The sequence below is a fragment of the Novosphingobium mathurense genome, assembly GCF_900168325.1.
GTDB lineage: Bacteria > Pseudomonadota > Alphaproteobacteria > Sphingomonadales > Sphingomonadaceae > Novosphingobium > Novosphingobium mathurense.
This window is the reverse complement of sequence record NZ_FVZE01000004.1, coordinates 169,636-196,351: the sequence shown is the minus strand read 5'-3', so window position 1 is coordinate 196,351 and position 26,716 is coordinate 169,636. Positions and strand designations below refer to the sequence as shown.

Genomic DNA, 26,716 nt, shown 5'->3' with positions numbered 1-26,716 from the left:
GCACAGGACTGATACCTGCCGTGCATAGGCTTGCTTGCGAACCCAAGGAGTAAGCTTCCATGCCTCGCAACATCGACAGCCTTGTCATTGGCGCCGGACAGGCCGGCCTCGCCATGAGCCGCTGCCTTGCCGAGCGCGGTATCGATCACGAAGTCATCGAACGCGGCCGCATCGGAGAGCGCTGGCGCTCGCAGCGCTGGCCTTCGCTGCGCCTGCTTACGCCGGGCTGGATGACACGGCTTCCTGGCGCCCAGCTCGCCCGGGAAAGCGACGGATTTCTCACTTCGGCGGACCTTGTGAAGCGCCTGCAAGGCTATGCCAGCGACTTCGCCGCTCCCGTCACCGAGAATTGCGAAATCCTCGCCGTCGAACGCATGGCGGACAGGTTTCGCGTCGCCACCTCGCGCGGCACGCGGATTGCACGCACCGTCATCATCGCGACGGGTGCCTGCGATCGCCCTCGCCTTCCTTTCTGGGCAGGTAAGCTCTCGCTCGCGATCCACCAGGTCACACCGGGTAGCTATCTGACCCCCGATCTTCTGCCCGACGGCGGCGTTCTGGTCGTCGGCGCTTCGGCGACGGGCGTCCAGCTCGCACGCGAGATCCGCCGCCACGGTCGAGATGTTACGCTTGCCGTTGGCCGCCATGTCCGCGCGCCGCGACGCTATCGCGGGCGGGACCTGTTTGACTGGCTCGATGGCAGCGGCTTTCTGGCCGAGCCACGCCCCAGCGGAGCCGACAATGCCGCCCTGCTGCGTCAGCCTTCGCTGCAACTCGTAGGCGATCCCACCGGCGGCGATATCGACCTCCCCGCACTTGCCCGCGAAGGCATCCGGCTTGTCGGACGTGTCACCGATGCGCAGGGCCTGCAGGTCCAGTTGGCCAACGACCTGGCCGAACAGTGCCGAGCGGCCGAAGAGCGCCGCCACGTCCTGCTTCGCGCGATTGATGCGCACATCGAACGCGCCGGCCTTCGCGCTGCCTGCGATCCCGCAGCATGGCGCGCACCGATGGAACCGGGCGCCGTGCCGGAATGCCTCGACCTGCGCGCCGAGGGGATCACCAGCGTGCTCTTCGCCACCGGCTATGCGCGCCATTACCCCTGGCTCCACCTTCCGGTCACCGACACCTGCGGTGAGCTGATCCAGCACGGCGGCATCACTCCGATACCCGGCCTCTATGCCCTGGGCCTGCCGTTCATGCGCCACCGCGCTTCTGCCTTCATCGATGGCGTTGGCCGCGATGCACAGGCGCTTGCCCCGATAATCGCCGCGCAGCTTGGCGCTGCACGTCCGATAGCCGTCTGATGAGGAGAACCACCATGAACACGCCCACCTGGAACCATGAACGCTATGACGCCGTCGTCGTCGGCGCCCGCCCCGCAGGCGCCGCCACCGCCATGCTGCTCGCACGCGGCGGTGCGCGGGTATTGATGGTCGACCGCAGCCCCTTGGGCAGCGACACGCTTTCGACCCACGCCCTGATGCGCGGCGCCGTGATGCAGCTGGTGAGCTGGAGGCTGGAGGGCGACCTGCTGGCCTGCGGCACGCCCGGGATCGAACGCACCAGTTTCCACTATGGCCAGAATCGGGTCGACATCGATATCCGCCCCGCTTTCGGGACCGACTGCCTCTATGCCCCGCGCCGCACGGTACTCGACCGCGTGATCGCGGATGCCGCAGAAGTTTCCGGGGTGGAACGCCGCTATGGTCTCGATTGCATGGGCGTGATCCGCAAGCATGCGCAAGGGCCTGTAAGCGGCGTCATCCTGCGCGATACGCGCGGGGCGCATTACCGCGTCGAGGCGGACATCGTCATCGGTGCCGACGGGCGCCAGTCGCGCATCGCGCGCGAGGTGGATGCCCGATACCTCGTGCGCATGAATCAGGCATCCATGTCGATCTACGGCTATTTCACCGGGATGCCGAATGACGGCTTCCGTTGGTATTGGGGTGAGCAGGCTGCCGCCGGCGCGATCCCGACGAACAATGGCGCGAGCTGCGTCTTCCTCTCGCTTCCGCGCGATCGCCTCGGCGATTTCCGCAAGGCACTTCACCCGTCCCGTTTCCTGCAGCTGATGCAGCAGGCGTTCCCGGAACTGGGCACGCAGCTCTCCCAAGCGGTGCGCAAAGGCCGCCTTGTCGGGTTTCCCGGCCAGCCCGGATACATGCGCGAATGTGCCGGTCCGGGCTGGGCCCTCGTCGGCGATGCAGGCTGGTTCAAGGACCCACTCACCGCCCATGGGATCACCGATGCCCTGCGCGACGCGCAGATCCTGGCCGATGCCGTGCTGGCAGGAACCACTTGCAGCTATGCCACTACCCGCGATGGCCTGAGCCACGGCATGCTCGAAATCTCCGACCGCATCGGCTCGTTCGACTGGGATCTCGAAGGCATCGCAGTGCTTCACGAGCAGCTCAACCGCGAGATGAAGGCCAATCAGAACTGGATCGCGGACAATCTCATGCGCTGCGCAGTTCCGGCATGATAAAGACAATAATTATGCAAGAAAGCTTGCAAGAATCGGAATTCAGGGCGCAAAGTCCCCGGACAGTTGCGACGGGGGGTGTTGCAATGGAAAGATCGCTTTTTGAAAAGTACGGCGGCTTCGCGGTCATCAGCCGTATTGTCATGGATCTCTACGACCGCCTGCTCGAAGACGATGACGTCGGACCTTTCTTCGAGAACGTCGATCTGCCACGGATCGTCGACCATCAGACGCAGTTCGTGTCCGCACTGATGGGCGGCCCCGCCTCGTTCACCGACGAGCAGATCAGGCGCCTGCACGAACGGCTCGACGTCAACGATGCGCATTTCGATCAGCTCAAGGTCCTGCTCGCCGAGACCCTGAGCGATCACGGCGTCGCTGCGGAGGATATCGAAACCGTGGCGCAGGCTTTCGAGCAGCGGCGCGGCCTGGTCGTGGGATAGCGGCATGTCGATAGAAGCCATCAACGAACAGCTGCTGCGCGCCATCGGGGTCGGCGTTGCCCTGCTCGACCTTCGCGAACTGCGCTTCCGCTTCTTCAACGACACCTTCCGCGAATGGTTCGGCGACATCGAGATCGGCCAGCAATTGACAGACCTCTTCCCCGAGTTCGACGTTGCCGCCATGCGCGAGGCCTTCAAGGACAGTCGTCGCTTCACCACCGAGGCCAGCTTCCGTCTGCGCCGCCGCACGATGACGATTGCCGTGACCATCGACAGCGCCGAGGAAGGCGGCGAGCCGATTGCGGTCCTTGTGTGCCAGAACATCTCGCGCATCAAGGAACTGGAAGCGATGATCGATTCCTATTCCATGATGGTCGAGCGCAACACGCGCGAGATCAAGCGCGAGAAAGAGCAGGTCGAAAAGCTCCTGCTCAACATGATGCCGCGCTCGGTCTACGAGGAATACAAGAGCTTCGGCGTCGTCACCCCGCGTCTTTACGAAGATGTCGCCGTTCTGTGCCTCGACTTCGCGGGCTTTTCCGAATTCGTCGTCGAGAACGATGCCGGCGTTGTCGTCAGCGAGCTCAACGACATCTACACCGCCTTCGACCGCATCGGCGACCAGTTCGGGTGCGAGCGGATCAAGACCGTGGGCGACACCTACATTACGGTGGCCGGGATGCCCGATCCGGCAGAGGCAGCGTCGGGTTCGATCGCCCATGCTGCCGTACGCTTCGTGCGCTACCTGGAGCAGCGCAACCGCAGCCATCCGATGCAATGGCGCTGCCGCGTTGGCGTGTCGCAAGGTGCGGTGATCGGCTCCGTCGTCGGGGTACAGAAGTACATCTACGATGTGTTCGGTCCCGCCGTCATCGAGGCTAGCCAATTGCGCCAGCTGGCCCAGCCCATGCACATCGTCGGCACCCGGGCCTTCATCCAGGCCCTGCCCGATCCCTATTCCAGCGAGCCCGTCGGCACGCTCGATCTCGGCGGCAAGGAACCGGAGGAAGTGTTTGCCCTGACCGGCCGCCTGGATGCAGCGGAAGGGGCCTGAGATGGCCCAGGCTGTGCATGACGTGGACAGCCGCCGCCTCATCGGCGAGGTCATCGACGCCCTGCCCGATGGCCTGGCGATCTTCGACGACGGCGCAAGGCTGGTGCAGGCCAACCGGCGCTTTCGCGAACTCAATCCACTCGTCGCCGAACTGGTCGAACCCGGGCTCGACTGGGGCCTGCTGCTGTTCGAGATGGCCGCACGCGGCGCCATCTCGGCCCGGTCGCGCGAAGCGCTCGAAAGCATGGAAATGCGCCTCGGAGACGACGAGCGCGCGCAGCCCCCGCTCGAACTGGAAACGAGGCAGGGCATGATCCACGCCCTGACCATGCGCCAGACCGCGACCGGCGGCTTCGTCCTGACCCAGAGCGACATTACCGAGGCCCGGCAACGCGAAGAAAGCGACCGCGAGGCCGACGCCCTGCTTCGCGAAGTGCTCGAAGCATGTCCGGCCAATCTCGTGATGGCGCGCATCGGCGACGGGCAGATCATCTATCGCACTCCCGCCGCCCGCGAGCTGCTCGGTTCCGGCCGCGATTTCGGCGCGCACTTCGCCTCACGCGGGCAGCGGGCGGATTTCATCACCGCGCTCTTGCCGGAAGGCCGGGTCGACGAGATGCGCGTCGATGCCTTGCGCCCGGATGGCGATCCGTTTCCCTGCCTCGCCTCGGCCCGTCTTATCGATTATCGCGGTGAGGACGTCGTACTCTACTCGATGGTCGACATCAGCAAGGAAGCCGCCTTGCGCAAGACCCTGTCCGAACAGCGTGAACGGATATTCCAGGCAGAGAAGATGTCGGCGCTGGGCGAATTGCTGGCGGGCGTCGCCCACGAACTCAACAACCCGCTCTCCGTTGTCGTCGGCCACGCCCTCATGATGCGCGAAGAGGCCAGCGATCCCGACACGATCCGCCGGATCGAAAAGATCGGCTCTGCAGCGGAGCGCTGCACCGGAATCGTCAAATCGTTCCTCGCCATGGCCCGCCGCCAGAACCTGAAAGTCGAGGCGATCGATTTTGCCACGGCGATACGCGATGCGATCGACACGCTCGAACAGGGCACAGGTGCACTGACCGCGAAAGTCGAACTGGACGTCGCTCCGGACTTACCGCCGCTTCAGGGCGACGCCGGCCAGATCCGGCAGGTGTTCATGAACCTCGTCGCCAATGCCGACCAGGCGATCCGTGACGGCGGCGGCAGTCGCATCACGGTACGGGCTCGCGAGGAACCCGGAGGCGCGTCCTTGACCATCGACGTCATCGACGACGGGCCGGGAATCTCTACAGACTCCGCCAAGCGCGTTTTCGAACCGCTCTTCACGACCAAGGCCCCGGGACAGGGCACCGGCATCGGACTTGCCTTTTGCCACCGCGTCGTCAACGCGCATGGCGGCACCATTGCCCTCATGCCCGCAAGCAAGGGCGCCCACTTTCGCATCACCCTCCCACTGGCCGAGCCGGAGTCGGAAAGCCCGCACGAAGTGGAACGCCCCGAACCCGTCGCCGCCACCGGCAGGGTTCTGGTCATCGACGACGAGAAGGACGTCAGCGACCTCATCCGCGAGATCCTGCGCAAGGAGGGCTTTCAGGTCGACAGTGCCGCCAGTGCCGAAAGGGGCCTCGCGCTTGCCCGTTCCGGCAGCTATCGCCTCATCCTCACGGATCTGAACATGCCCGGCATGGGCGGACGCGGACTGTTCGAAACGCTGTCGGGCGAACGCCCCGAGATCGCCGAACGAGTCGCCTTCATCACCGGCGACACGATGAGCCCGGAAGTGCGCGCCTTCCTCGATCGCGCCAATCGGCCCTACCTGGAAAAGCCGGTCGCCCCGCGCGACTTGCGGGGTCTCGTCACGACAATGCTGAAGGCCAATCATGGCTGACGCGCCGCTGATATACGTCTGCGACGATGAGGCGGACCTTCGCGACATGGTTGCCGAATACCTTGCGCGCCACGGTCTGGAGGTGGCGCAAGCCGCTTGCGGCGATGACCTGCGCGCCCTGATCGCCGGGCGTCGGCCCGACCTCATCCTGCTCGACATCAACATGCCGGGCGAGGACGGCCTCTCGGTCCTGCGCGGCCTGCAGGCCGACGACGCGCCGCACGTGATCATGTTGACGGCTGCGGGCGAGACGGTGGACCGCATCGTCGGGCTGGAAATGGGCGCGGACGATTATCTCGGCAAACCCGTCGATCTTCGCGAACTGGTCGCACGCGTAAGGGCAGTGTTGCGACGCAAGGGACCTGCGGATCATTCCCAGGAAGAGGCCGGGGGAGAAAACCGCTTCCCCTTCGGCAAGTGCACGCTCGATCTCGACGCCGCCAAGCTCTTCGATGGCGATGGCCACGCGCTCCCGCTCACGGCGATGGAATTCAATCTCCTCAAGCTCTTTGCCCGCAACAAGGGCCGCGTTCTCAACCGCGACCAGATCCTCGAAGGTGCGCACGATCGCGCCTGGGAACCCTTCGATCGCAGCATCGACATCCGCATCTCGCGCATTCGCAAGAAGATCGAGTCGAACCCGGAGAAACCGGCCGTGATCCGCACCGTGCGCGGCATCGGCTACATCTACGATCCCGGCTGAAACAATCGAAACAACCGAACCGCCCCTGCGCAATCGGATTGATACGCAGCGGCGCGAATGTCTCTTCCAAGCCCGGCGGCGATCGCCGGCGAGAGGAGATTTCCGCGATGAACAAGCCGCATTTTCCATCGACTGCCGGTACCTGCGGTGTCCGCAACTCGATCCTCGAACTGATCGGCAACACGCCCACGCTGCTGGCTGAACGGCTGTCACCGCCGGGGCGCGAGATCTACCTCAAGTTTGAGGCGTTCAATCCGATGGGTTCGGTCAAGGACCGGCTGGCGCTCGGCCTGATCGAAGCGGCCGAGCGCGACGGAACGCTGAAGCCCGGCCAGACCGTAGTCGAAGCCACCAGCGGCAATACCGGTATCGGCCTTGCCCTCGTCTGTGCACGCAAGGGTTATCCGCTTGTCATCGTCATGGCCGAGAGCTTCAGTGTCGAACGGCGCAAGATCCTGCGCTACCTCGGCGCGAAAGTCGTGCTGACCCCCGCGGCGCAAAAAGGCACCGGAATGCTCGCCAAGGCGCGCGAACTGGCCGAGACGCATGGCTGGTTCCTGCCCCGGCAGTTCGAGAACGAGGCCAATGCCGAAGTCCATGCCCGCACGACCGCGCAGGAGATCCTGGCAGACTTTGCCGCCGCCCCGCTCGATGCCTTCGTCAGCGGCGTCGGCACGGGCGGCACGCTTGCAGGCGTTGCCCGTGCGCTCAAGGCGCAAAGTCCGGCAACGCTGATCGTCGGGTGCGAGCCGGACAATGCCCCCCTCCTGTCATCGGGTGTCATGCAGGACTATGCGGCGGACGGCAGCCCGGCTTCAAGCCATCCCCGCTTCCGGCCACACCTGATGCAAGGCTGGATGCCCGATTTCATCCCGCACGTAACCGCGCAGGCTTTCGAGGCCGGACTGGTCGACCGCGTCATGCCGGTCGGCGGGCAGGAAGCGCTCGACTGGTCGCGGCGACTGGCGCGCGAGGAAGGCGTATTCTGCGGAATTTCCAGCGGGGCGACCTTCGCAGCGGCCTATCGACTGGCCGAGACCATGCCGGAAGGATCGCGCATTCTGGCGATGATCCCGGACACCGGCGAGCGCTACATGACGACCCCGCTCTTTGCCGGGATCGAGGAGGCCATGAACGCAGAGGAACTGGCGATCTCAACCTCCTCGCCCAATTTCCGCTTCGACCGGCCCGCTTCGCCCGCGCCTGCGCCAATGCAGGCCGAGCCCGCCGACAGCGAAGCGCTTGCCCATGTCGATGCGATTGTCGGTGACTTCACGCAGCCGGTCGTCATGTTCGCGCTGCAATGGTGCGAATTCTGCTGGTCGGCCCGCAAGCTGTTCGACGCCTTGGGCGTACCCTACCGCACGGTCGACCTCGACGGCGGCGAATATGCCGATGCCGACTGGGCCGGGCGCATCCGCCGCGCGCTTGCACAGCGCACCGGTGCGCCGACCATCCCGCAAGTCTACATCGGCGGCAGGCATGTCGGCGGCGCGACCGAACTGTTCGACGCGCATAACAGCGGCGCTTTGACCGGAATGCTGGCCAAGCTGGGTATCGAGGCCCGGGACGGGGCGATCGGCGATGCCTATTCGCTGCTTCCCCAGTGGATGCAGCCGCGATGAACGCGCCCCTCCAGCCTACTTCGCTGCAAGACGTTCTCGCTTTAGCAGCACACCACGCCGTGACCTCTCGGAGCGAAGGCGGTGACTTGCATCCAGCAGCTGGCGTCGAACAGCTGCGCGCGCTGTTCGACATTCCGCTCGACACAACCCCGCGCGATGCCGTCGCGGTTCTGGCAGAGCTGGTCGAAGCTGCAAAGCCGGGCCTGAGCGCGACCACGGCCCCGGGCTTCCTGTCCTGGGTAATCGGCGGCTCGCATCCGGCCGGCGTGGCTGCCGACTGGCTGACGTCTGCCTGGGGGCAGAACGCGGCAATCTACCAATGCGCACCGTCGGCCGCCGTGGCAGAAGAAGTCGCATCGAAGTGGCTGCTGGAACTGCTCACCCTGCCATCCGACTGTTCGGTCGGCTTCACGACCGGGGCAACCATGGCAGCCTTCACCTGCCTGTCCACGGCCCGCCTGGCCATCTTCGACCGGCTCGGCATCAGGATCGAGGGATGCGGCCTTGCCGGAGCGCCTCCGATGGAAATCTTCATTGGCGAAGATGCCCATGTCACCAATTTCGCGGCCTTGCGCTATCTCGGCTTCGGCAGCGACCATATCCGCCGCATCGCCTGCAACGATGCCGGCACATTCGAGCTTCCCGCCCTCGCCAGTGCGATGGAAGACAGCACGGCGGCAGCGAAGATCGTGATCGGCCAGGCAGGGCAGATGATCAGCGGCGCCTTCGACGATCTCACCGCCCTTTCGCGGCTTTGCCGGGAGCACCGCGCCTGGCTTCACGTCGATGGCGCCTTCGGCATGTGGGTCCGCGCCAGCGAGCGTCTGCGCTATCTGGCGCAGGGCGCCGAGCTTGCCGATTCATGGTCGGTCGACGGGCACAAGTGGCTGCAGCTTCCCTATGACTGCGGTTTTGCGATCACCCGCCATGCGCAATACCACCGCCGCGCCATGACCATGGACGCCAGCTACCTGACGCGGGATGAGCGCGACGGACGCCATCCCAGCGATTACGTCCCTGAACTCTCGCGCCGGGCGCGCGGCTTTCCGGCATGGGTGATGATGCAGGTGCTGGGCCGTGACGGCGTTGGCCAGATGGTCGAGCGCCACTGCGCGGCCGCCTCCGCGCTCGCAGCCCGGATCGCAGGGATCGACGGGGTCGAGCTTTGCCACGAGGCCACGATCAACCAGCTGGCCCTGCGCTTTACCGGCCTCGACGATGCCCAGGGCGATGCCCTTACCAGGACAATGACCGACCGCCTCAATGCCACCGGTCGCCATTTCCTGAAAACCGCACTGTGGCGGGGCCGCACGATCATGCGGGTTTCGATCATGGGCCATGAGACCGACGCAGAGGCAGTCGTCGGACTCGCCCGCGACATCGAAGCCCTATGCCGCGAACATGCAGCAGCCGCAAACGCGCCTTTGCCTGCAACAATTGAAACCTGAAAGCACAGCCTACGACATCGGATCGATACTTGCGCGGCCTAGATATCTCATGACGCGAATGAAGCGGACAAAGAGATAACCCGATAGCGAGCAAGGCGATCAGTCCATCAAGCCCGGACCCCGCTCCCGGTCACCAGGACATTGCAACAGGTGCAATACACTGCGCATGGCGCTGCACCTGACCGCATTCGATCCCGCGCCCTATTCCAGGCCCGTCTCTCCGCTCAAGCACAGATCCACGGATGGAGAACGGCCATGAACAGGGACCTACTTACCGCCATAGCCTTATCGGCCGTCCTGATTACGGGAGGCTCATCGGCTGCACACGCTGCCATGCCGCAAACCCCGTCTCCGGAGATGATCCTGGCTATCGACAATGAAGCAGGGGCGGCTTGGATGCACGTCTCGCTCTCAACGCTTGCCGAGCCTTCCCGCGACCGTCTGACGGGCGTCGCGGTCAAAGGCGACTGCCTGCTTGCCGATGGCTCCAGTGATGAGAGGCTGCGTCGGGTCAAGCGACCGCGAAAGGTTGAAATTGACCTGACGCAGACGGAATGGACCGAACTTTTGATGGATTGAACGGCCCTTGCCTTGCCTAGCCGCGCAACTGGCCCGTCATCGTCGTGCCTTGCGTAAAGCGACCTTGCGATGTCGCCGTGAGGAACAGATCCCCGCCCTTTTCAGCAGCTGCCGGCCCGATATCGCGCAGCAGATGATCGATCACCGCCCGGTCGATTTCGCCTTCCTCGACGATGGCGTTCCGGGTGGAGAGTTCCTGACAGAACAGGTCATCCTCGTGATCGTCGCCGGTCAGGTCACCGATGCGCTCAGGGAGCTGGGGCACAGCTGCCGGCTTGGCTTGCTGGTCCTTTGAGTGGCCAGCGGCGAAGCCGTCGCCAATGAGCCAGAGCCCGTCGCCACGAATGTCGATTCCTCGACCGCAGCCGAAAGCACGCCGGTCGTCGGCCTATTCCAACTGGAGCGGCTATGCAGCGCTGGGCTACTATCGCGACCTGCCTGCAGGCTTCTCGATCTATCTCGAACCATCGCTGGCATTCTCCCGCTACGACGAAGCGCTTCCGGCGATCGGCATCAGGCGTTCGGACAGGACGCTGTCGGGACAGGTGACCTTGCTTAACCGGCACATCGTCCTGTCACGCTTCACCCCGCGCCTGTCCTACACATTCACGAAGCAGGACAGCAACATGGCGCTCTATCGCTTCACGCGCAGTCGTATCGAAATTGGCCTGGCGACGAATTTCTGATCAGGCCGCTCACGATACCTTTGCACGATCTCGATGCATGGCCTCCGACACGGCAATGGTCGTCATGTTGAGGACCGAGCGCGAAGTCATGCTGGGGGTCATCACGTGGATCGGGCGCGAGAGGCCAATCAGCATCGGGCCGACGGTCGGCGAGCTTGACGAGGCGCCGAGCGCAGTGAGCGTGATGTTGGCCGCATCGAGGTTGGGCATGACCAGCAGGTTGGCAGGCCCATCGAAACGGGTGTCAGGCACCAGCTTCTCGCGCAGCGGCTGCGACAGGGCAGCATCGGCATGCATTTCTCCATCGACTGCAAGGTCGGGCGCCTTGTCGCGCAGCAAGGAGAGCGCGGCCCGCATCTTGCGCGCGCTGGGGCTGTGCGAGGCGCCGAAGTTGGAGTGCGACAGCAGGGCCACGCGCGGTTCCAGACCGAAGTGCCGGATCTCCTGGCTCGCCAGCAAGGTCATCTCCGCGATCTGTTCCGGCGTCGGCTCGGGCACCATGTGGGTGTCGGTGATGAATAGTGCACCGGCATCGAGGATCAGACCCGAAAGCGCATAAACGCGCTGCGCGCCCGGTGCACGGTCGATGATCCGCAACACGTATTCCATCTGGCCCCAGTATTCCGAATTGCCGCCGACAAGGGCTGCATCAACTTGCCCTGTGCACAGGAGCATCGCGGCGGTTACGGTGGGACGGCGGTAGACGTGACGTACGATCTCCGGTGTCGGCACGCCCTTGCGGCCTGCGACTTTCCGGTAGGCTTCGACCAGCGGTTCCATGATCGCATGGTCCGTTTCCGGATCGATCACCTCGACATCGCGATCGAGTTCAAAGCGCAATCCGAGTTCGGGCAGGCGCTGTTCGAGGATGCGGCGGCGGGCGACGATCACCGGACGGGCTATACCGTCATCAAGAACGTCCTGAACTGCGCGCAGGACCCGCTCGTCCTCACCTTCGCCATAGGCGATGCGCGTCTGCGATCCACGTGCCGCCTCGAAAACCGGCATCATGAGCTGCGCGGAGCGCGCATTCTTCTGCGCCAGCGAGCGACGGTAGGCCTCGAGGTCGAGCGGACGACGTGCAACGCCGCTATCCATGGCCGCCTTGGCGACGGCGGGCGCAATCTGGACAATCAGGCGCGGGTCGAAAGGCGTGGGGATGATGTATTCCGGCCCGAAGGCCAGCTTGCGTCCGCCATAGGCTTGCGCGACGCTTTCATGCGCGGGAAGACGGGCCAGCGAAGCGATCGCCTCTGCCGCAGCGACCTTCATCTCCTCGTTGATCGTCGTCGCCCCGACATCCAGCGCTCCACGGAAGATATAGGGGAAGCACAGGACGTTATTGACCTGATTTGGAAAATCCGACCGGCCCGTGGCAATGATCGCATCGGGACGCGCGGCGCGGGCAATGTCGGGCAGGATCTCGGGCTCAGGATTGGCGAGTGCGAAGATGAGGGGCTTGTCAGCCAGCAGGGGCAGCCATTCTGGCTTTAGCACGCCGGGCGCGGACAGGCCGAGGAACACGTTCGCGCCGGGCAGAACCTCCGGCAGGGTACGTGCATCGGTCTGGCGAGCGTAACGCGCCATGTTCGGCAACATGCCTTCGCGCCCTGCGTGAATCACGCCGTCCTTGTCGGTCAGCGTGACGTTCTCCGCGGGCAGTCCCATAGACACCAGCAGGTCAACGCAGGCGAGCGCGGCAGCACCGGCGCCCGACGTCACCAACTTGGCTTCACCCAGGCTCTTGCCCTGCAGTACAAGGGCATTGCGCACCGCGGCAGCCACGACGATGGCCGTGCCGTGCTGGTCGTCGTGGAATACCGGAATGTTCATCCGCTCGCGCAGAGCCGCCTCGATGGCGAAGCACTCCGGGGCCTTGATGTCCTCCAGATTAATGCCGCCGAAGGTGGGTTCGAGCAGCGAGACCGCATCGATGAACCGGTCGGGGTCGGTCGTGTCCACTTCGATGTCGAAGACGTCGATATCGGCGAACTTCTTGAACAGCACCGCCTTGCCTTCCATCACCGGCTTGGAAGCAAGCGCACCGATCGCTCCCAGGCCCAGCACCGCCGTACCGTTGGAGATGACCGCAACGAGATTGCCGCGCGCGGTGTAGTCCGCCGCCTTGTCCGGATCCGCGGCGATTTCCTCGCAAGGTGCCGCCACGCCGGGCGAATAGGCAAGGGCAAGGTCACGCTGGTTGACCATGCGCTTCGTCGGCTCGATCCTCAGCTTTCCCGGCTGCGGGGAAAGGTGGTAATCGAGAGCCGCCTTGCGCAGGTTTTCATCCATGGTGCCTTAGAACTCCGGTTCGCATGTCAATTGGTCCGCGCCTCCTCAGACGAGAGTCGCGCACTTTTCAACCTCGAACCTTGCCTCAGACGCAATTAGTAACGGTTTTTGGCAGGTCGTGCCGCCTGTCGCGCGATGCCTGGCACAATGCGACAGGAATTTGGTAACGTCAGCGAAGCTTGAAGTCGGCGACGAACCCCAGATGGTCCGACAAAGAGAAACCACCCGCGCCTGCACCGAAGGGAACCTCGACACCGGTCAGATGCAGTTGCGCTCTCTTCCCCGCCCGGAAGTATTCCTTGTCCTTCGCGCGGTCGCGGACGAAGTTGAGATCGGTGTCCGAGGGCGTATCGGCCCGGCCCCAGATCGTCGCTATGGCTTCATGACTTCCGGGAAGAAGACCGCCGCCTTGCGCTGCGGCTGCAAGGCGATCGCTGTCGTGTCCCAGATTGAAGTCGCCCCCGAAAATGACGTCAGATCCCGGATCGACCTTCTCTGCAATGAACTGGCGCAGTGCCCCGATCTGCCAGACATAGGCCTCGTTGGCGCGGTGCGTAGAGACGCCCGATGCGTGGCGGGAATTGAGATGGGTGTCCACGACAGTCACCGGCTTGTCGACGCCGGGAACCTTTATACGTGCCAGCACGACACCTTTGGTTGCAAGGCAGTCATACCCGGCGCAGGCGTCTTGCGGGAAGGCCATCTTGGCTGCCGCGACGATGGGATAATCGGACAGGATGACCAGCCCGCTATCCACCCATTTTCCCTCGCCTTCACCCTTGCCCCAATGGACCCTGGCGCGGAAATCCTGATCGAGCGACGGAGTCGGCACGGCCGATGAATCGCGCGGTTGCGGCCCGGTCACCATGTAGGGATAGCCGCCGATCGCGCCCAGGGCTTTCGCTTCGGGAATGAATGCCTCCTGCAACAGTACGACGTGGGGCTGCTTTCCTTGCGCGCGCAAGTGGCGGAACCGGCGACCGATCTCCAGCAAGGCAGAGGAGCGTCCCAAGGCGACCGGCCAGGGCAGGCCCTTCACGTTGTAGGTCATGACGGAAAGTTCGGAAGAAGGCTCGCCAGGAACGGACGCCCCGGTCACAGGCGCGACGGCCGCAGGCGCTCCGCCTGCCACATTGACAGCCAATACGCTGAACACCGCCGCCACGGCGGCGAGGCGAAGCATCCTCATCGATCCGGTTCCCAATAGCTCTGCCCCAAGGACGCCACCGGGCCGTCCTCTCCTCAGCTGAGAGGGAAATCTCCCGCGCACTCAGGCCCCAATCCCTATCCGGGGAAAAAATGTGAAACCTGCCATGTGGATTTTGGAAAGGCGCGGCGTCATTGAACCATGCGCATCGGTTTCCTGTTCAACCACGACCAAATCCATCAGATCGCCCACAGTCTGCCGATCGCGCTGGCGCTCGCCGATGGAGGCTTCGACGGCGAGATCGTCGTCGCCACCACCAATGCCGCGCTGACCCGGGAAGTCATGCGCATCGGCGGAGACCGGATCGGCACCCGGATCGAGCATGTGCAGCTTGAGCCCTGCGCCGCGACGCGCCGTCTCGACACGCTGCTGGGCAAAGTCATTCCTGCCCGGAAGATCCTGATATACAGAGACAACCTGGACTTCTTCCGAAGCCTCGACGTCCTCGTGGTCGCCGAGAAGACCTCGCTCCTGCTCAAGACGCGTTACGGTCTCGATAACCTTGCGATCATCCATACCCGGCACGGCGCAGGCGACCGGGCCATTGGCTTCGACAGGGCCAGTGCGGGCTTCGATCACGTCCTGTGTTCCGGGCGCAAGATCCGCGAGCGCCTGATCCGGGAAGCCCATGTTTCCCCTGACGCCATCACCATCGTGGGCTATCCCAAGTTCGACCTCGCCCGCGACAAGAAGCCGCATCGCTTCATGGCGGACACGCAGCGGACCGTGATCTACAACCCCCATCCATCGCCCCACCTGTCCTCGTGGTACAGGCACGGCCACCGCGTCTTCGAACACTTCGTCGACAACGATCGTCTCGGCCTGATTTTCGCGCCGCATGTCATGCTGTTCCAGCGCAGTTTCGTCGTGACGATCGACAAGCTGACCATCGACCGGGCCGGAGAAATCCCGCAGCGCTTCCTTCGCGGCGACAACATCCATGTCGATCTGGGCAGCCGCGCCTCCACCGACATGACCTATACCCTGGGCGCCGACATCTACCTCGGCGATGCCAGCAGCCAGATCTACGAGTTCCTTTTGCGGCCGCGCCCCTGCATCTTCCTCAACTCGCAACGGCACGACTGGATGGGCGATGCCAACTTCCACCACTGGCATGCCGGCGAAGTGATCGTCAGTCCCGACCAGCTTCCGGCAGCCCTTTCTCGCGCCGATGAACTGCACGAAACGCACTATCGCCGGATCCAGGAAGAGATGTTTGCCGAAAGCTTCGACCTGACCAACACGCCTTCCTCGGTCAGGGCCGCCATGGCCATCGTCGACTTCGCACATGGGCGCGAGAAATCCCGGCGCCACCTGTACCTCGTATCGGCCTGATCACGGCAAGCGCATCTAGTCTCTGGTCATGGGCACACATTTGTTGCAAATGGGCCCCGCCTCGCAGGCCGAAACTGACCAATTCCGGGATTCCCACTTGCCTACTGATGTCGAGCCGCACGTCGGCCGAATACAGCGTATTTTCAAAGGACTTGGACTCGTCGTGGGGGGCAAGGCCGGGGCGGGCCTGATCAGCCTCGTCTACCTTGTTCTGGCAACGCGCTTTCTCGGCCCTACCGAGTACGGCGTGCTCGTGCTCGTCCACGCCTATGTCACGACGGTTTGCGGCATCATCGAATTTCCCTCCTGGCAAGCCATCGTGCGCTACGGTGCAGAGGCCGATCGCGAAGGCGACAACCACCGGCTCGGCCGGCTGCTGCGCTTTGGCGCCGGAGTGGAACTGGCAGCCGGCGCTCTTGCCATCGTTTCTGCCATGGCGCTCGCGCAGTTCGTCGGGCCGCAGCTGGGCTGGCCGCCCAAGGCCATGGCTTTCGCACAGGTCTATTCCTTCGCCGTGCTCGGTTCGATCCGCTCGACCCCTTCGGGCTATCTCCAGTTGATCGGGCGGTTCGACCTGATCGGGCTTCATAACCTCGTCCAGCCCATCGTCCGCCTCGGCGGCGCGCTGATCGTGATTGCCTTCGGATGGGGCATCAAGTCCTTCCTCGTCGTCTGGCTGCTGGCGGCATTGGCCGAATTCGCGGTCCTGTGGGCGATGGGTCTGTGGTTCGCCGCCCGCCGCCTCGGCGCGAGCCTGTGGAGCCCGCAGGCAGGTGACGTCGCGCTGGACAACCCTGGCATCTGGCGCTTCCTGATCGCCAGCAATGCAGATGTCACGCTGAGCGAACTGGCCGGACGGATCGCACCGCTCATCATCGGCTGGATCATGGGGCCTGCCTCGGCCGGCCTCTTCGCGGTCGCCCAGCGCGCCACCGTCATCATTGCCCAGCCCGCACAGATCCTGGGCAACACCTCTTACGCTGAGCTGGCCCACATCGTCGCCGCCGGCGGCGGCGGCAAGCCGCTGCGCCAGACCCTTGCCAAGGTAGTCGGGATCAGCCTGCTCGCCGCGCTTCCGGTTGTGGTGATCGTCGCGGCCTTCCCTGCTGCCATAGTCGGACTTCTGGCAGGCCCGGCCTTCGCCGCTGCGTCTGGCCTGATGGTCGTGCTGGTCGCCGCACGCGGGATCGCCCTCATCGGGCCATCGTGCACTTCGGCGATTTCTGCGCTGGGTCACCCGGCCCGATCGATGAGCGCCAACCTGTTTTCCAGCCTCGTCTTCCTTCCGGTACTGCCCTGGCTGCTCCACCGCTACGGACTGATGGGCGCAGGCATCCAGGCCGTGGGGCAAGCCCTGCTGGCCAGCAGCCTGCTGGTCTACTTCGTCTGGCACAGCAGCAGGAAGCTATGACCCGTCCGCGCATCGCCTATGTCATCAACTCCGTCGAAGGTGGTGGAGCGGCCCTGCCGGTTCCCGCGGTAACGCAAGTCCTGCGCAGCGCCGGTGCCGATGTGCGCGTCTTCGCGCTCACCCGTCGTGACGGCCGCGCGCTGCCACCGATAGTCGCCGCCGGGCTCGAACCGGCGGTGCGCGATGGCGGTGAGACCGACCACTTCGCCGCCGCCCGGTGGCTCATGAAGGAAGTGCGTAGCTGGGGAGCGACCCACTTGTGGACATCGCTCAGCCGCGCCACGATCCTCGGGCTGATCGTTGGCCCCTTGCTCGGCCTGCCGGTGGTTTCATGGCAGCATGCAGCATTTCTCAAACCGTGGAACCGGCGGCTCATGCGCCAGTTGCAAGGCCGCGCCCAGCTCTGGGTGGCGGACTCGCAATCGGTCGCCGAACTCACCGAAAGGCGCTTGAAGGTTCCGGCCGGACGCCTCGAGACCTGGCCGATCTACTTCGCCGATCCCGCCATGCCCGAAGCGAAGGCATGGACGCCGGGAGAACCGCTGCGCCTTGGCAGTCTGGGCCGGCTTCACCCGGTGAAGGGCTATGATGTGCTGGTGGACGCACTGGCGCGCCTGCGTACCCAAGGTTTCGAACCATCCGTCCCGGTGGAAATCGTCATCGCCGGCGACGGCGACCAGGCCAGCGCCCTGATGGCGCAGGCGTCGCAAGCTGGCGTAACCAACCTCAGGCTTGCCGGTTATACCAGCGACCCGCGCGGTTTCCTGTCCGGCCAGCACCTTTACCTGCAGCCCTCGCGTTCGGAAGGTTTCTGCATTGCCGCTCACGAAGCGCTGACAGCGGCGCTCCCGACGATTGCATCGAGCGTGGGCGAGTTACCTTTCTCCATCGCTCCGACGCGCAATGGTTGGCTGGCACCGCCGGGCGACGTCGATGCGCTGGCCAAGGCCCTGCGCCAAGCCCTGTCCGATCCAAGCGCTCTGGCCGCGATGGGCAAGGCCGCACGCGCTGACATGTTCGACCGCTTTTCCAAGCAACGCTTCGAAGCGAAGGGCCGTGCTATCTGGCAGCGAATCCACCCAGCGAGCGGCGAAGATCGAGCGCCAACCCGGCAAGCGAGCGATCGACCGTCTTCACGTCAAACAGGGTAACGTCCCCGCACGCCGTCAGCGTGTGCATGCCCTCGCAAGGCTGCGGCGCATCGGCTGGCACCGTCAGCGGTGTTCCGGCCTCGGCCTGAAAGCCGTTCTCGTCCAGCCGGTCGATCCACAAGGGCCGGATCGCGGCGCCATAGGTGCGCACACAGTCCTGCACCGGCAGCATGATCCTGTCACCAAGCAGCACCGGCGTCCCGCCGGGCCGTGAGGAAGCCCTGTCCAGCCTGACGGGGTTTCCGGGATGCGGCGTCCATGGCCCGCATAGCGTTTCAGCCCAGGCGACATGCAGCGAGCCGAGCTTGTCGGCCTTGCTTGCCGCTGATGAATAGAGCAGCCACCAGCGATCCCGGTAGCGCAGGATCGAGGCATCGACCGGCACGCAATCAAGCGCGATTTCGCATTCCGCACGCCAGTCCTCAAGCTCGCCGCAGGCACGATAGAGTGTCAGACGGCCCGAGCGGTGCGCTTCAGGCAACATCCAGGTGGCCCCCTCCCCTTCGAACACGAAAGGATAGGACAAATGCCAGGGCTCACGCAGGACGAGCTTGCGTTCCACAAGGTCGAAGCCGCCATCGAAGGTGAGCCTTTCGATGACACCATGCCGGGTGCGATAATCGTACTGTTCTGCGAAAAGGTGCAGGTGGTCGCCGAAGCGATAACCGAAGGGATCGGCAAGGAATGTAAACTCGGGTTCGGCACCGAGCCAGCGCACCTTGTCCGCGGCGATGCCGGATTCCAGCACCGCTTCGACCGGCTGCATTGCGATCCCGCAAGTCCAGATATCCTTACGTCTTGGCATGGCGAAACGCCTTAGCAGGGGCACGCGTCTGCGCAATCCTGCGGCCGCCAGACCGACCGGGGCAGGACCTGCGCGTATTAGCCCTCCAGCATCGCCCCAAGCCGGCCGCGAATGATCCGTTCCGCATCGGTCACGATCCGGTCCACCAGTTCATCGCAGCTCGGTATGTCGTGGATCAGCCCCTGAACCTGCCCCGCCCAGACCAGCCCGGCATCGAGATCGCCGGTTTCCAGCGCCAGCCGCCCCTTCGCACCGGCCACGAGAGGTTGGATGTCCTTGAACTCGGCACCGGGAGCTGCAGAAATCTCGATGACTTTGTCCGATACGCTGTTCTTGGCGACACGCCCGGTATTGCGGAACTTGCGGAATATGAGGTTCGTTGCGCGTTCATCGTTGGAGACGATGAACTGCTTGACGTTCTCATGGATGGGCGCTTCGCGCGTGGCGCAGAAACGGGTGCCCATGTTGATACCGTCTGCGCCCAGTGCCAGCGCCGCAGCAAGCCCGCGCCCATCGCCAAAACCTCCGGACGCGAGCATCGGCACTTTCACCTTGTCCGCAGCGGCAGGGATCAGGACCAGCCCCGGCACATCGTCCTCTCCCGGGTGCCCGGCGCATTCGAAGCCGTCGATCGAGATAACGTCCACCCCCATCCGCTCAGCCGAAAGCGCGTGCCGGACAGACGTGCACTTGTGCAGGACCTTGATGCCGTAAGCCTTGAAATCGTCGATATGCTCCTGCGGCTTGCCGCCCGCAGTCTCGACGATGGTAATGCCGCTATCGATGATCGCCTTGCGATACTCGGCATAAGGCGGTGGACTGACGGAAGGCAGGATCGTCAGGTTCACGCCAAAGGGCTTGTCGGTCATCGACCGGCAGCGATCGATCTCGCGACGCAGGTCGTCCGGCGTGGGCTGGGTCAGCGCCGTGAGGATGCCAAGACCGCCGGCATTGGAAACCGCCGAGGCCAATTCGGCACGACCGACCCACATCATGCCCCCCTGGACAACGGGGTGTTTGATACCCAGCAGTTCGGTAATCCTGGTCTTGAGCGCCATTAATTCACCTCTCTCATGATTACGCGCCCTGTCGCTGCGCGCATTTGCAGCACCGGTCCTCCGACCGAGGAACCGACGCCCGAAACCGTCAATCACCCCACCTCCGGTGGAGGCCGTTCAAGAAAGCGATTCGCCATCGTGCGAACGTCACAACACGCAAATCCAGACAGCGCATTGCCGATGCACGATGCTCACCGCGGCATGTGCGTAGTTCATCGTCATCAGAGACCCGGGTTCAGTCCCGACGTGCATAATGGCCATCTTCGTGCCATGGCACCCGGATCATTGTGAACATGCCAACAGGAGACATTCGTGCAGATAGCGGTCCTCACCTTCGATGGGTTCAATGAACTGGACTCGTTCGTGGCGGCCGCCATCCTCAATCGCATGAAGGCGCGTGGCTGGGCGGCGCACATCACTTCGCCGCACGAGCAGGTCACGTCGATGAACGGTGTGACTGTTCACCGCCAGAAGCCTCTGGAATTCGCAGCCGAGGCCGATGCCGTGCTGATCGGCAGCGGCATCAGGACGCGCGAAATTGCAGAGGATGCCGGGCTGCTGGCGCAGATCACCCTCGATCCCGCGCGACAGATCATCGGAGCGCAATGTTCCGGCACCCTGCTTCTCGCCCGGCTCGGCCTGATCGGCGACTTGCCCGCCTGCACCGACCTGACCACCAAGCCCTGGGTCATCGAGGCCGGTGTCAACGTCGTCGACGCTCCTTTCGTCGTGAACGGCAACGTGGCGACGGCGGGTGGCTGCCTTGCTTCGCAGTACCTTGCGACATGGCTCATCGCACGTGGAGCCTCGATGCGCGAGGCGGAAGAAGCCATGCACTACGTCGCCCCGGTCGGCGAAAAGGCCGACTATGTCGCGCGTGCCGTCTCCGTTGTAAGCAAGGCAATGGCTGGAGAATTCGCTGTCGTCGCCTGACCACACGGCCTGCGCCCCCTAACGCCCCGTGAACTGCGGCACGCGCTTCTCGGCAAATGCCCGGCAGGCTTCCCTGAAGTCTTCGGTTCCAAGAGCAAGGCACTGGACGTGGTTTTCCAATTCCAGTGCCGCCTCGAGGCCGGGCGCATCGATGTTCGCGTGCATGACCTGCTTGGTATGCTTGATGGCATAAGGGCTGTTGGCAGCGATCTGCCGCGCAACCTTCAAAGCAGCGTCAAGCAGGTCTTCCTCACCCGCCAGTGTCGTGGCAAGGCCAATCGCATGGGCCTCGCCGGCATCGACAGCGCGGCCGGTCAGCATCATTTCGAAAGCCCTTCCGCCACCGATCAGGCGCGGGAGGTGATAACTGATGCCGCATTCGCCCGCGCTCAGCGCAACCTTGACCGCGCCTACGAGGAACTTTGCGCCTGGCCCCACGATCCTGACATCGGCTGCCAATGCAAGGCCCATCCCGGCTCCCACCGCCGCACCATTGATCGCGGCGACGACCGGGAACCTGGCGCCTGCCACTTCGCTCATCAATCCGGCGAACCGTTCCTGCAGATCCATGTTCTCGATCGGGCCCTGCGGCGCGTCTTCGCCCATGAGCACTTCCTTGAGATCGAGACCGGCGCAGAACGCCTTGCCGCGAGCGGCAAGCACAAGGACGCGAACCTGCCTGTCGTCATTCAACGCCGCGATGGTCGAGCGCAGGCGCGCAACCATGGGCAAGGTCAGTGCATTGGCCGACTGCGGGCGGTCCAGCGTAAGGACGGCAATGCCCTGGTCCAGCTTTTCAAGTTCGATCACAGATTTTCCTCCAGAACCTTCAACCGAGTCAGCGCGCCGGGCAGTCCAGGGACATCGACTTTCATTCTCAATACGGCACCGGCCTGCGGGACATCGGCGTTACCGCCTGTCGCGATGACCAGACTCGATGGATCGTCCGAGGCAAAGGCAAGGCTGACTATATGCGGATAGGGGAAACCCAAGGCTCCAAGACACGTCCCATCAGCCGAAAACTGCATGAGCTTTCCGCTGCTCCAGCAAGCCAGCCAGAGATTGCCCTGCTCATCGGCGACCAGACCGTCGCTGTCCTCCAGTCCGACAAGCAGCTCTGCGTCGCCCGGCATGCCATCCGGTCCCAGCGGATAGCGCCAGATACCGCGCGAAGTCTCTGAGTGATAAAGCCACTTTCCGCACGGGCTCATGGCGATCCCGTTGGACGCAAATACATCCCGGCGCAGAACCGTAATCGCGCCGTCCGCCGACATGTGGAAGAACAGCCCCGGCGAAGGGGCCTCACCCTTTTCCATGATCGAAACGAAATCGATCGTCCCGGCGAAGAACCCTCCGCGCCCGTCTCCTTCCATATCGTTGACCGCGATGACAGGCCTGTCTTCGATGTGGGTGAGTATCTCGCGCGTCTTTCCGCTGTCCGGATCGAGGGCGACGATTCCGTCCCGTCCACTGCACAGAACCATTCCCGATTCGTCGAAAAGGATTCCGCCTACCCATTGTCTTCCGGGGATCATGGATTCCAGTTCATGCCCGGCCCTTTGGCGGAACACGCCAGTGCCTGTGAGGTCGGCAAACCAGATGTCGCCCTCGGGTGATACGCGCGGTCCTTCCACGAAATCGAAGCCTTGCGCGATCAATTCAAAATCAGTGACCTGGGTTGTTTGCATAAGTCTCTCCCGACTGGCGTTATCCACGCACTGGCTGTCGCTTGCACTTCGCGAATGTGTCAGGTGCGCCCCGGTTTCGGCAGCGCTGGTCAAGGCGGCCGCGCCCCGCTAGGTCGTTGAAGTGATTTTGCATCGTGTATCCGACGCCCCGTTTGGCTCCATCGCCTTCGAGCAGGACCCCGTCCGCTGGATGGAAAGCAGCGAGATTTTCACCAAGCCCCAGCAGCAGCGCAGCCGGGATTCGCTCAGCCGCATCGTGACCTCGGCCGTGACGCTGTTCTCGGAATCCGGCTTCGATGCCACGCGCGTATCCGATATTGCCAAGCATGCGCGCGTCCCGGTCGGAACCGTCTACCAGCATTTCGCCGACAAGGAGGCCTTGTTGACGGCGATAGTATCGGGATACCGAACTTGCCGGATGCGTGAGATCAGCGAGCTTTGCACCTCTGCCGAAGCGCTTGCCGCAAGCCCGCGAGAACTGATCGGACTTCACCTCGACATCGTCTTCAGTGCCTTCACCGTCGATTCCGGACTGCTTCGCCTGATCGAGCGCAGACGGCTGGAAGACCCGAACGTGCACAAGGACCAGAGCGGCGCCAACGAAATCGTCGCAAGCCTGATCGCCGACCGACTCGTTGAGAAGATGCCCGAGCGCGATGCGGCGCAATTGCGCAGGCAGGTGCTTTACCTCCATTCGATTATCCGGGGCGCCGTAGTCTGGTCGGTCTTGCCGGCAGGTGGCGAACTGGGCGAGGGTCTGAAAGTAACCGACACGGCCTTTGCTGAAGAGGCATTCAAGATGTCCCTGCGGTATCTGGGCATAGAGGAATAACGGCGCCCCGCGCACCTAGCTTCCTGACTTGCCGCCGTTGCCGCACAGGCGAAATTCCCGGGTCGCCCCCGATTCCACTCAGGAGGGCACTCGCGCTGAATCGAATTCGGGATGCAGTTCTGACGGCTGAGTGAGCATGTCGATTCGGCCGCACCGGCTTTCCGGCCCCACCCTATCCTTTTGCCTTGTTGACCCACGCCGCATCTCCCTTCATTCTCCGATCAAACAGAACATGAGTTCATATTCATTTTTGTAGCTTTACTCTTGGGAGAGGACAAGGCTCATGAACGATATCCAGAAGATCATGCGCGATCGCTATCCGGGCAATACTTGGGCCGACGTAGCAAGACGTGACGGAGAATTGCCCGAGGTTCTCGCAAAGCAGTCGAATCCGAAGCAGAACCTGCGCGACATACCATTTGCGCGCTACACCGATCCCGACTTCTTCGAACTTGAGATGGAGCGCATGTGGAAGCGCGTCTGGCAATTCGCCTGCCGCGAGGAACATGTCGCGGAAGTCGGCGACTATTTCGTCTACGACATCGGCCGCATGTCCGTTCTGATCGTTCGCAGTGAAAGCGGGCTGAAAGCCTATTACAATTCCTGCCTCCACCGCGGCACCAAGCTCAAGGCATCGGGCTCCTGCGGCTGGTCGGCCAATATCACCTGTCCGTTTCACAACTGGCAGTGGAACCTCGACGGCTCGCTGAAAGCCATTCCCTGCGACTTCGAGTTCCCCCAGGTCGATCGCGAGCGTGCAGGTCTTGCCGAAGTTCAGGTGGCCAGCTGGAACGGCATGATCTTCATCAACTTCGATAGCGAAGCTGCGCCGCTGGTCGATTACCTCGAGGTGCTGCCGGAGCACTTCAAGAACTGGGACCTCACCGGTTGGTATGTCGCAACCCATGTGCGCAAGCATCTGCCGGGCAACTGGAAGTTGTCGATGGAAGCTTTCATGGAGGCCTACCACACCCCTTACGTTCACCCCGAGATGACGAATGTGGTGGGCGACCACAACATGCAGCACGATATCTTCTCGGATCACGTCAGCCGCGATCTGTGTGCGATGGCATCCCCCAGCCCGACCTCCAGACAGCAGATGAGCCAACAGGACCTGCTCGACACGATGCTGGTGGGCGATGGCAAGATGGTGGGCGATCGCGCGAAAGTGCCTGAAGGCAAGACCGCCCGCTGGGTCATGGCGCAGCAGCTTCGCGAACAGATGCAGGACCAGTACGGCCTCGACTACTCGAACCATTCAGTGCCGGAGATGATCGACTCGCTGAAGTACCACGTCTTCCCGAACCTGCTCGTCTATCCGGCGCCGGGCCTGTGCCTCGTCCAGCAATTCAGGCCGGACGGTCACGACCGCGACCGCTCCACTTTCGACCAGTACGTCCTTCATCCCAAGCCGCTCGACGGAGACTACGAAGTCGCCGAAGTCCAGGTAATCGGTGAACACGACAGCTTCACTGCCGTTGAAAGCATGGACGCGTTTCTGGCCAGCGTGCTCGATCAGGATACCGACATCATGCGCTGGCAGCGCGAAGGCATGTACGCGAGCGGCAAGGGAGCCGAGACCCTGTCGATCTACCAGGAATCGCGCATCCGCCACCTGCACGATACGCTCGACAAGTATCTGGAGGGCCTCAAGTGAAAGAGCACCTCCAGGCAGTCCATCATGTCTCCCTGTCGGTCCCGGACATCGGCATTGCCCGCAAGTTCTACATCGACCTGCTGGGCGCCGAGGAAGTCTCCACGGCCGAGTGGGAACCGGGCAATGCGTGGATCGACGCCATCGTCGGGCTGGACCGGTCGTCGGCGAAGTCGTTCATGGCCCGCCTGAAAAACGTCAATATCGAAGTCTTCGAATATCTCAGCCCCAAGTCGCCGCCAGTCGATGCGAACCGTCCCGTCAACCTTAACGGCTACACCCACATAGGGCTGCAGGTGGACGACATCCAGGCGGTATACGAGAAGATGGTCGAAGCTGGCCTGACGTTTCACACGCCGCCCGATCTCTCGACAATCTCGGTCGACGAGAACGGCACAAAGGTCGGGTACGCAGCCACTTACGGTCGCGACTACTTCGGCAACATTTTCGAGATCATGGAAATACACGAAAACGACAACGTCGAGCCGATCTGAGCCGGCGCGATAACAGCAAATCGGGAGAGAAGAATGGACCTCGAGCTGAAGGGCAAGAAGGTAATCGTCAGCGCTGCCACCCGCGGCATCGGGCGCAAGATTGTCGAGCAGTTCCTCGACGAGGGTGCGATAGTCTCGTTCTGCGGACGGCGTGCGCGCTCGGTTGAGAACAATCCCAGCGATGAAAGCGTGTTCGCCAACCCACTCCATGGTGACGGCGTGGAAGATGCCGTGGCAGCGCTGTCCTCGCGAGGCGAGGTCTATGGTTCGGTAGTAGACTGCGGCTACTTCGACCAGGTCACCCAATGGGTGGAAAAGGCCGCTTCGGACATGGGCGGGATCGACATCGTCGTCTCGAACGCCAGCGCACTGGGCGGCATCCCCCGCAGCCGCAAGGGCTGGGACATCAACTACAACGTCGACCTGCTGTCCGCCGTCGCAATGTTCGACACAGCCTTGCCCCACCTGAAGGCAGCCGGCGCTGGCGCTTTCGTCCAGATGTCGACGATCACCGCCATCGAGAACCACGCTTTCGGCGAAGCCGGCCTGAGCTATGGCGCCATGAAAGCCGCGCTGATCAACTACACGCATCAGCTTGCTATCGATTACATGAAAGACGGCATTCGCTGTAACTGTGTCTGCCCTGGTCCGGTCTACATTCCGGACGGTAGCTGGGGCTTCCTCGAAAAGGAAATGCCCGATTACTACGAGGCAAACCGCACCAAACATCCTGCCGGACGCTTCGGCCGCCCGGACGAGATCGCCGATGCCGTGCTGTTCCTGGCCTCGGCTCGCGCCTCCTGGATTACGGGCGTGAACCTCACGGTCGACGGGGGCTTCACCCGTAACGTGAAGTACTGACCGCAGGTCAGCAGTCGCTGATTTCCGCGAGATGGATGGTTAGCGCCCAAGCTGCACAGCTTGGGCGTCTCACCCGATTTCCCGGGC

Annotated in this window: 25 protein-coding genes; 18 read left to right on the top strand and 7 right to left on the bottom strand. The window is 63.4% G+C overall.

Annotated elements, in window-relative coordinates:
* Positions 1–59: 59 nt before the first annotated feature.
* The 9 genes from B5483_RS14115 (at position 60) to B5483_RS14075 (ending at position 10,222) form a co-directional block, all read left to right on the top strand.
* Complete coding sequence (locus B5483_RS14115; protein WP_079730835.1) at positions 60–1,307, top strand: flavin-containing monooxygenase; 1,248 nt, start codon at positions 60–62, stop codon at positions 1,305–1,307.
* A gap of 14 nt (positions 1,308–1,321) precedes the next feature.
* A complete protein-coding gene (locus B5483_RS14110) occupies positions 1,322–2,488 on the top strand; it encodes an NAD(P)/FAD-dependent oxidoreductase (protein WP_079730995.1) in 1,167 nt (388 codons plus the stop codon).
* Positions 2,489–2,574: 86 nt separating this feature from the next.
* Positions 2,575–2,931, top strand: a complete 357-nt coding sequence (locus B5483_RS14105; protein WP_079730834.1) for a group I truncated hemoglobin — start codon at positions 2,575–2,577, stop codon at positions 2,929–2,931.
* Positions 2,932–2,935: 4 nt separating this feature from the next.
* Positions 2,936–3,985, top strand: coding sequence for an adenylate/guanylate cyclase domain-containing protein (locus tag B5483_RS14100; protein ID WP_054945371.1), 1,050 nt, complete (start codon positions 2,936–2,938; stop codon positions 3,983–3,985).
* Between the two features lies 1 nt (position 3,986).
* A complete protein-coding gene (locus B5483_RS14095) occupies positions 3,987–5,867 on the top strand; it encodes a hybrid sensor histidine kinase/response regulator (RefSeq protein ID WP_245829240.1) in 1,881 nt (626 codons plus the stop codon).
* Positions 5,860–6,570 carry a response regulator gene (locus tag B5483_RS14090; RefSeq protein WP_054945370.1) on the top strand — a complete coding sequence of 237 codons (711 nt, stop codon included), beginning with the start codon at positions 5,860–5,862 and terminating at the stop codon, positions 6,568–6,570. Before B5483_RS14095 ends, B5483_RS14090 begins: the two co-directional genes overlap by 8 nt.
* Before the next feature lie 107 nt (positions 6,571–6,677).
* On the top strand, positions 6,678–8,195 hold the full coding sequence (locus tag B5483_RS14085; RefSeq protein ID WP_079730833.1) for a pyridoxal-phosphate dependent enzyme: 1,518 nt from the start codon (positions 6,678–6,680) through the stop codon (positions 8,193–8,195).
* An 86-nt stretch (positions 8,196–8,281) separates the two neighbouring features.
* Positions 8,282–9,643 (top strand): pyridoxal phosphate-dependent decarboxylase family protein, encoded by a 1,362-nt coding sequence (locus B5483_RS14080; RefSeq protein ID WP_217698212.1) that lies wholly within the window; start codon positions 8,282–8,284, stop codon positions 9,641–9,643.
* A 357-nt stretch (positions 9,644–10,000) separates the two neighbouring features.
* Entirely contained in the window at positions 10,001–10,222 is a 222-nt protein-coding gene (locus B5483_RS14075) for a hypothetical protein (protein ID WP_079730831.1), read from the top strand.
* A gap of 16 nt (positions 10,223–10,238) precedes the next feature.
* Here B5483_RS14075 and B5483_RS22890 read toward each other — a convergent pair whose 3' ends face one another.
* On the bottom strand, positions 10,239–10,487 hold the full coding sequence (locus tag B5483_RS22890) for a hypothetical protein (protein WP_139384003.1): 249 nt from the start codon (positions 10,485–10,487) through the stop codon (positions 10,239–10,241).
* Positions 10,488–10,566: 79 nt separating this feature from the next.
* Between B5483_RS22890 and B5483_RS14065 the strand changes: the two genes are divergently transcribed.
* Entirely contained in the window at positions 10,567–10,908 is a 342-nt protein-coding gene (locus tag B5483_RS14065; RefSeq protein WP_176168057.1) for a surface lipoprotein assembly modifier, read from the top strand.
* Between the two features lie 9 nt (positions 10,909–10,917).
* On the opposite strand, the gene B5483_RS14060 is transcribed toward B5483_RS14065, so the two are convergent.
* Positions 10,918–13,200: an NADP-dependent malic enzyme gene (locus B5483_RS14060; RefSeq protein WP_079730828.1), complete on the bottom strand. Its 2,283-nt coding sequence runs from the start codon at positions 13,198–13,200 to the stop codon at positions 10,918–10,920.
* Positions 13,201–13,369: 169 nt separating this feature from the next.
* Complete coding sequence (locus B5483_RS14055; protein WP_342743676.1) at positions 13,370–14,389, bottom strand: endonuclease/exonuclease/phosphatase family protein; 1,020 nt, start codon at positions 14,387–14,389, stop codon at positions 13,370–13,372.
* 159 nt (positions 14,390–14,548) lie between these two features.
* On the opposite strand from B5483_RS14055, the gene B5483_RS14050 reads away from it, so the two are divergent.
* From B5483_RS14050 to B5483_RS14040, 3 genes are read left to right on the top strand one after another with little or no spacing between them, the layout of a single operon-like run.
* Positions 14,549–15,742, top strand: coding sequence for a hypothetical protein (locus tag B5483_RS14050; RefSeq protein ID WP_079730826.1), 1,194 nt, complete (start codon positions 14,549–14,551; stop codon positions 15,740–15,742).
* Between the two features lie 49 nt (positions 15,743–15,791).
* Complete coding sequence (locus B5483_RS14045; RefSeq protein ID WP_245829237.1) at positions 15,792–17,153, top strand: lipopolysaccharide biosynthesis protein; 1,362 nt, start codon at positions 15,792–15,794, stop codon at positions 17,151–17,153.
* Entirely contained in the window at positions 17,150–18,304 is a 1,155-nt protein-coding gene (locus B5483_RS14040) for a glycosyltransferase family 4 protein (RefSeq protein ID WP_079730824.1), read from the top strand. The genes B5483_RS14045 and B5483_RS14040 overlap by 4 nt, the downstream gene beginning before the upstream one ends.
* Here the strand turns inward: B5483_RS14040 and B5483_RS14035 are convergent.
* Positions 18,213–19,109 carry a glucosamine inositolphosphorylceramide transferase family protein gene (locus B5483_RS14035; RefSeq protein ID WP_054945358.1) on the bottom strand — a complete coding sequence of 299 codons (897 nt, stop codon included), beginning with the start codon at positions 19,107–19,109 and terminating at the stop codon, positions 18,213–18,215. The two genes, B5483_RS14040 and B5483_RS14035, sit on opposite strands and share 92 nt — an antisense overlap.
* 77 nt (positions 19,110–19,186) lie before the next feature.
* Positions 19,187–20,167, bottom strand: a complete 981-nt coding sequence (locus tag B5483_RS14030; protein WP_054945357.1) for an NAD(P)H-dependent flavin oxidoreductase — start codon at positions 20,165–20,167, stop codon at positions 19,187–19,189.
* Positions 20,168–20,479: 312 nt separating this feature from the next.
* Here B5483_RS14030 and B5483_RS14025 point away from each other — a divergent pair, with 312 nt between their 5' ends.
* Positions 20,480–21,100: a DJ-1/PfpI family protein gene (locus B5483_RS14025; protein WP_079730823.1), complete on the top strand. Its 621-nt coding sequence runs from the start codon at positions 20,480–20,482 to the stop codon at positions 21,098–21,100.
* A gap of 18 nt (positions 21,101–21,118) precedes the next feature.
* Here the strand turns inward: B5483_RS14025 and B5483_RS14020 are convergent, their stop codons facing one another.
* Both B5483_RS14020 and B5483_RS14015 read right to left on the bottom strand, forming a co-directional pair.
* Complete coding sequence (locus tag B5483_RS14020) at positions 21,119–21,910, bottom strand: enoyl-CoA hydratase/isomerase family protein (protein ID WP_079730822.1); 792 nt, start codon at positions 21,908–21,910, stop codon at positions 21,119–21,121.
* The gene (locus B5483_RS14015; protein WP_079730821.1) at positions 21,907–22,788 is read right to left on the bottom strand and encodes an SMP-30/gluconolactonase/LRE family protein; all 882 of its coding nucleotides are present in this window, start codon (positions 22,786–22,788) and stop codon (positions 21,907–21,909) included. Before B5483_RS14015 ends, B5483_RS14020 begins: the two co-directional genes overlap by 4 nt.
* 121 nt (positions 22,789–22,909) lie before the next feature.
* Here B5483_RS14015 and B5483_RS14010 point away from each other — a divergent pair, with 121 nt between their 5' ends.
* The 4 genes from B5483_RS14010 to B5483_RS13995 all read left to right on the top strand — a co-directional run bounded on the left by B5483_RS14010 (position 22,910) and on the right by B5483_RS13995 (position 26,629).
* Entirely contained in the window at positions 22,910–23,620 is a 711-nt protein-coding gene (locus tag B5483_RS14010; RefSeq protein WP_231634569.1) for a TetR/AcrR family transcriptional regulator, read from the top strand.
* Between the two features lie 283 nt (positions 23,621–23,903).
* Positions 23,904–25,277, top strand: a complete 1,374-nt coding sequence (locus B5483_RS14005; RefSeq protein WP_245829234.1) for an aromatic ring-hydroxylating oxygenase subunit alpha — start codon at positions 23,904–23,906, stop codon at positions 25,275–25,277.
* Positions 25,274–25,768, top strand: a complete 495-nt coding sequence (locus B5483_RS14000; RefSeq protein WP_079730820.1) for a VOC family protein — start codon at positions 25,274–25,276, stop codon at positions 25,766–25,768. Before B5483_RS14005 ends, B5483_RS14000 begins: the two co-directional genes overlap by 4 nt.
* A 33-nt stretch (positions 25,769–25,801) precedes the next feature.
* A complete protein-coding gene (locus B5483_RS13995) occupies positions 25,802–26,629 on the top strand; it encodes an SDR family NAD(P)-dependent oxidoreductase (RefSeq protein WP_054945352.1) in 828 nt (275 codons plus the stop codon).
* The last annotated feature ends 87 nt before the right edge of the window (positions 26,630–26,716 follow it).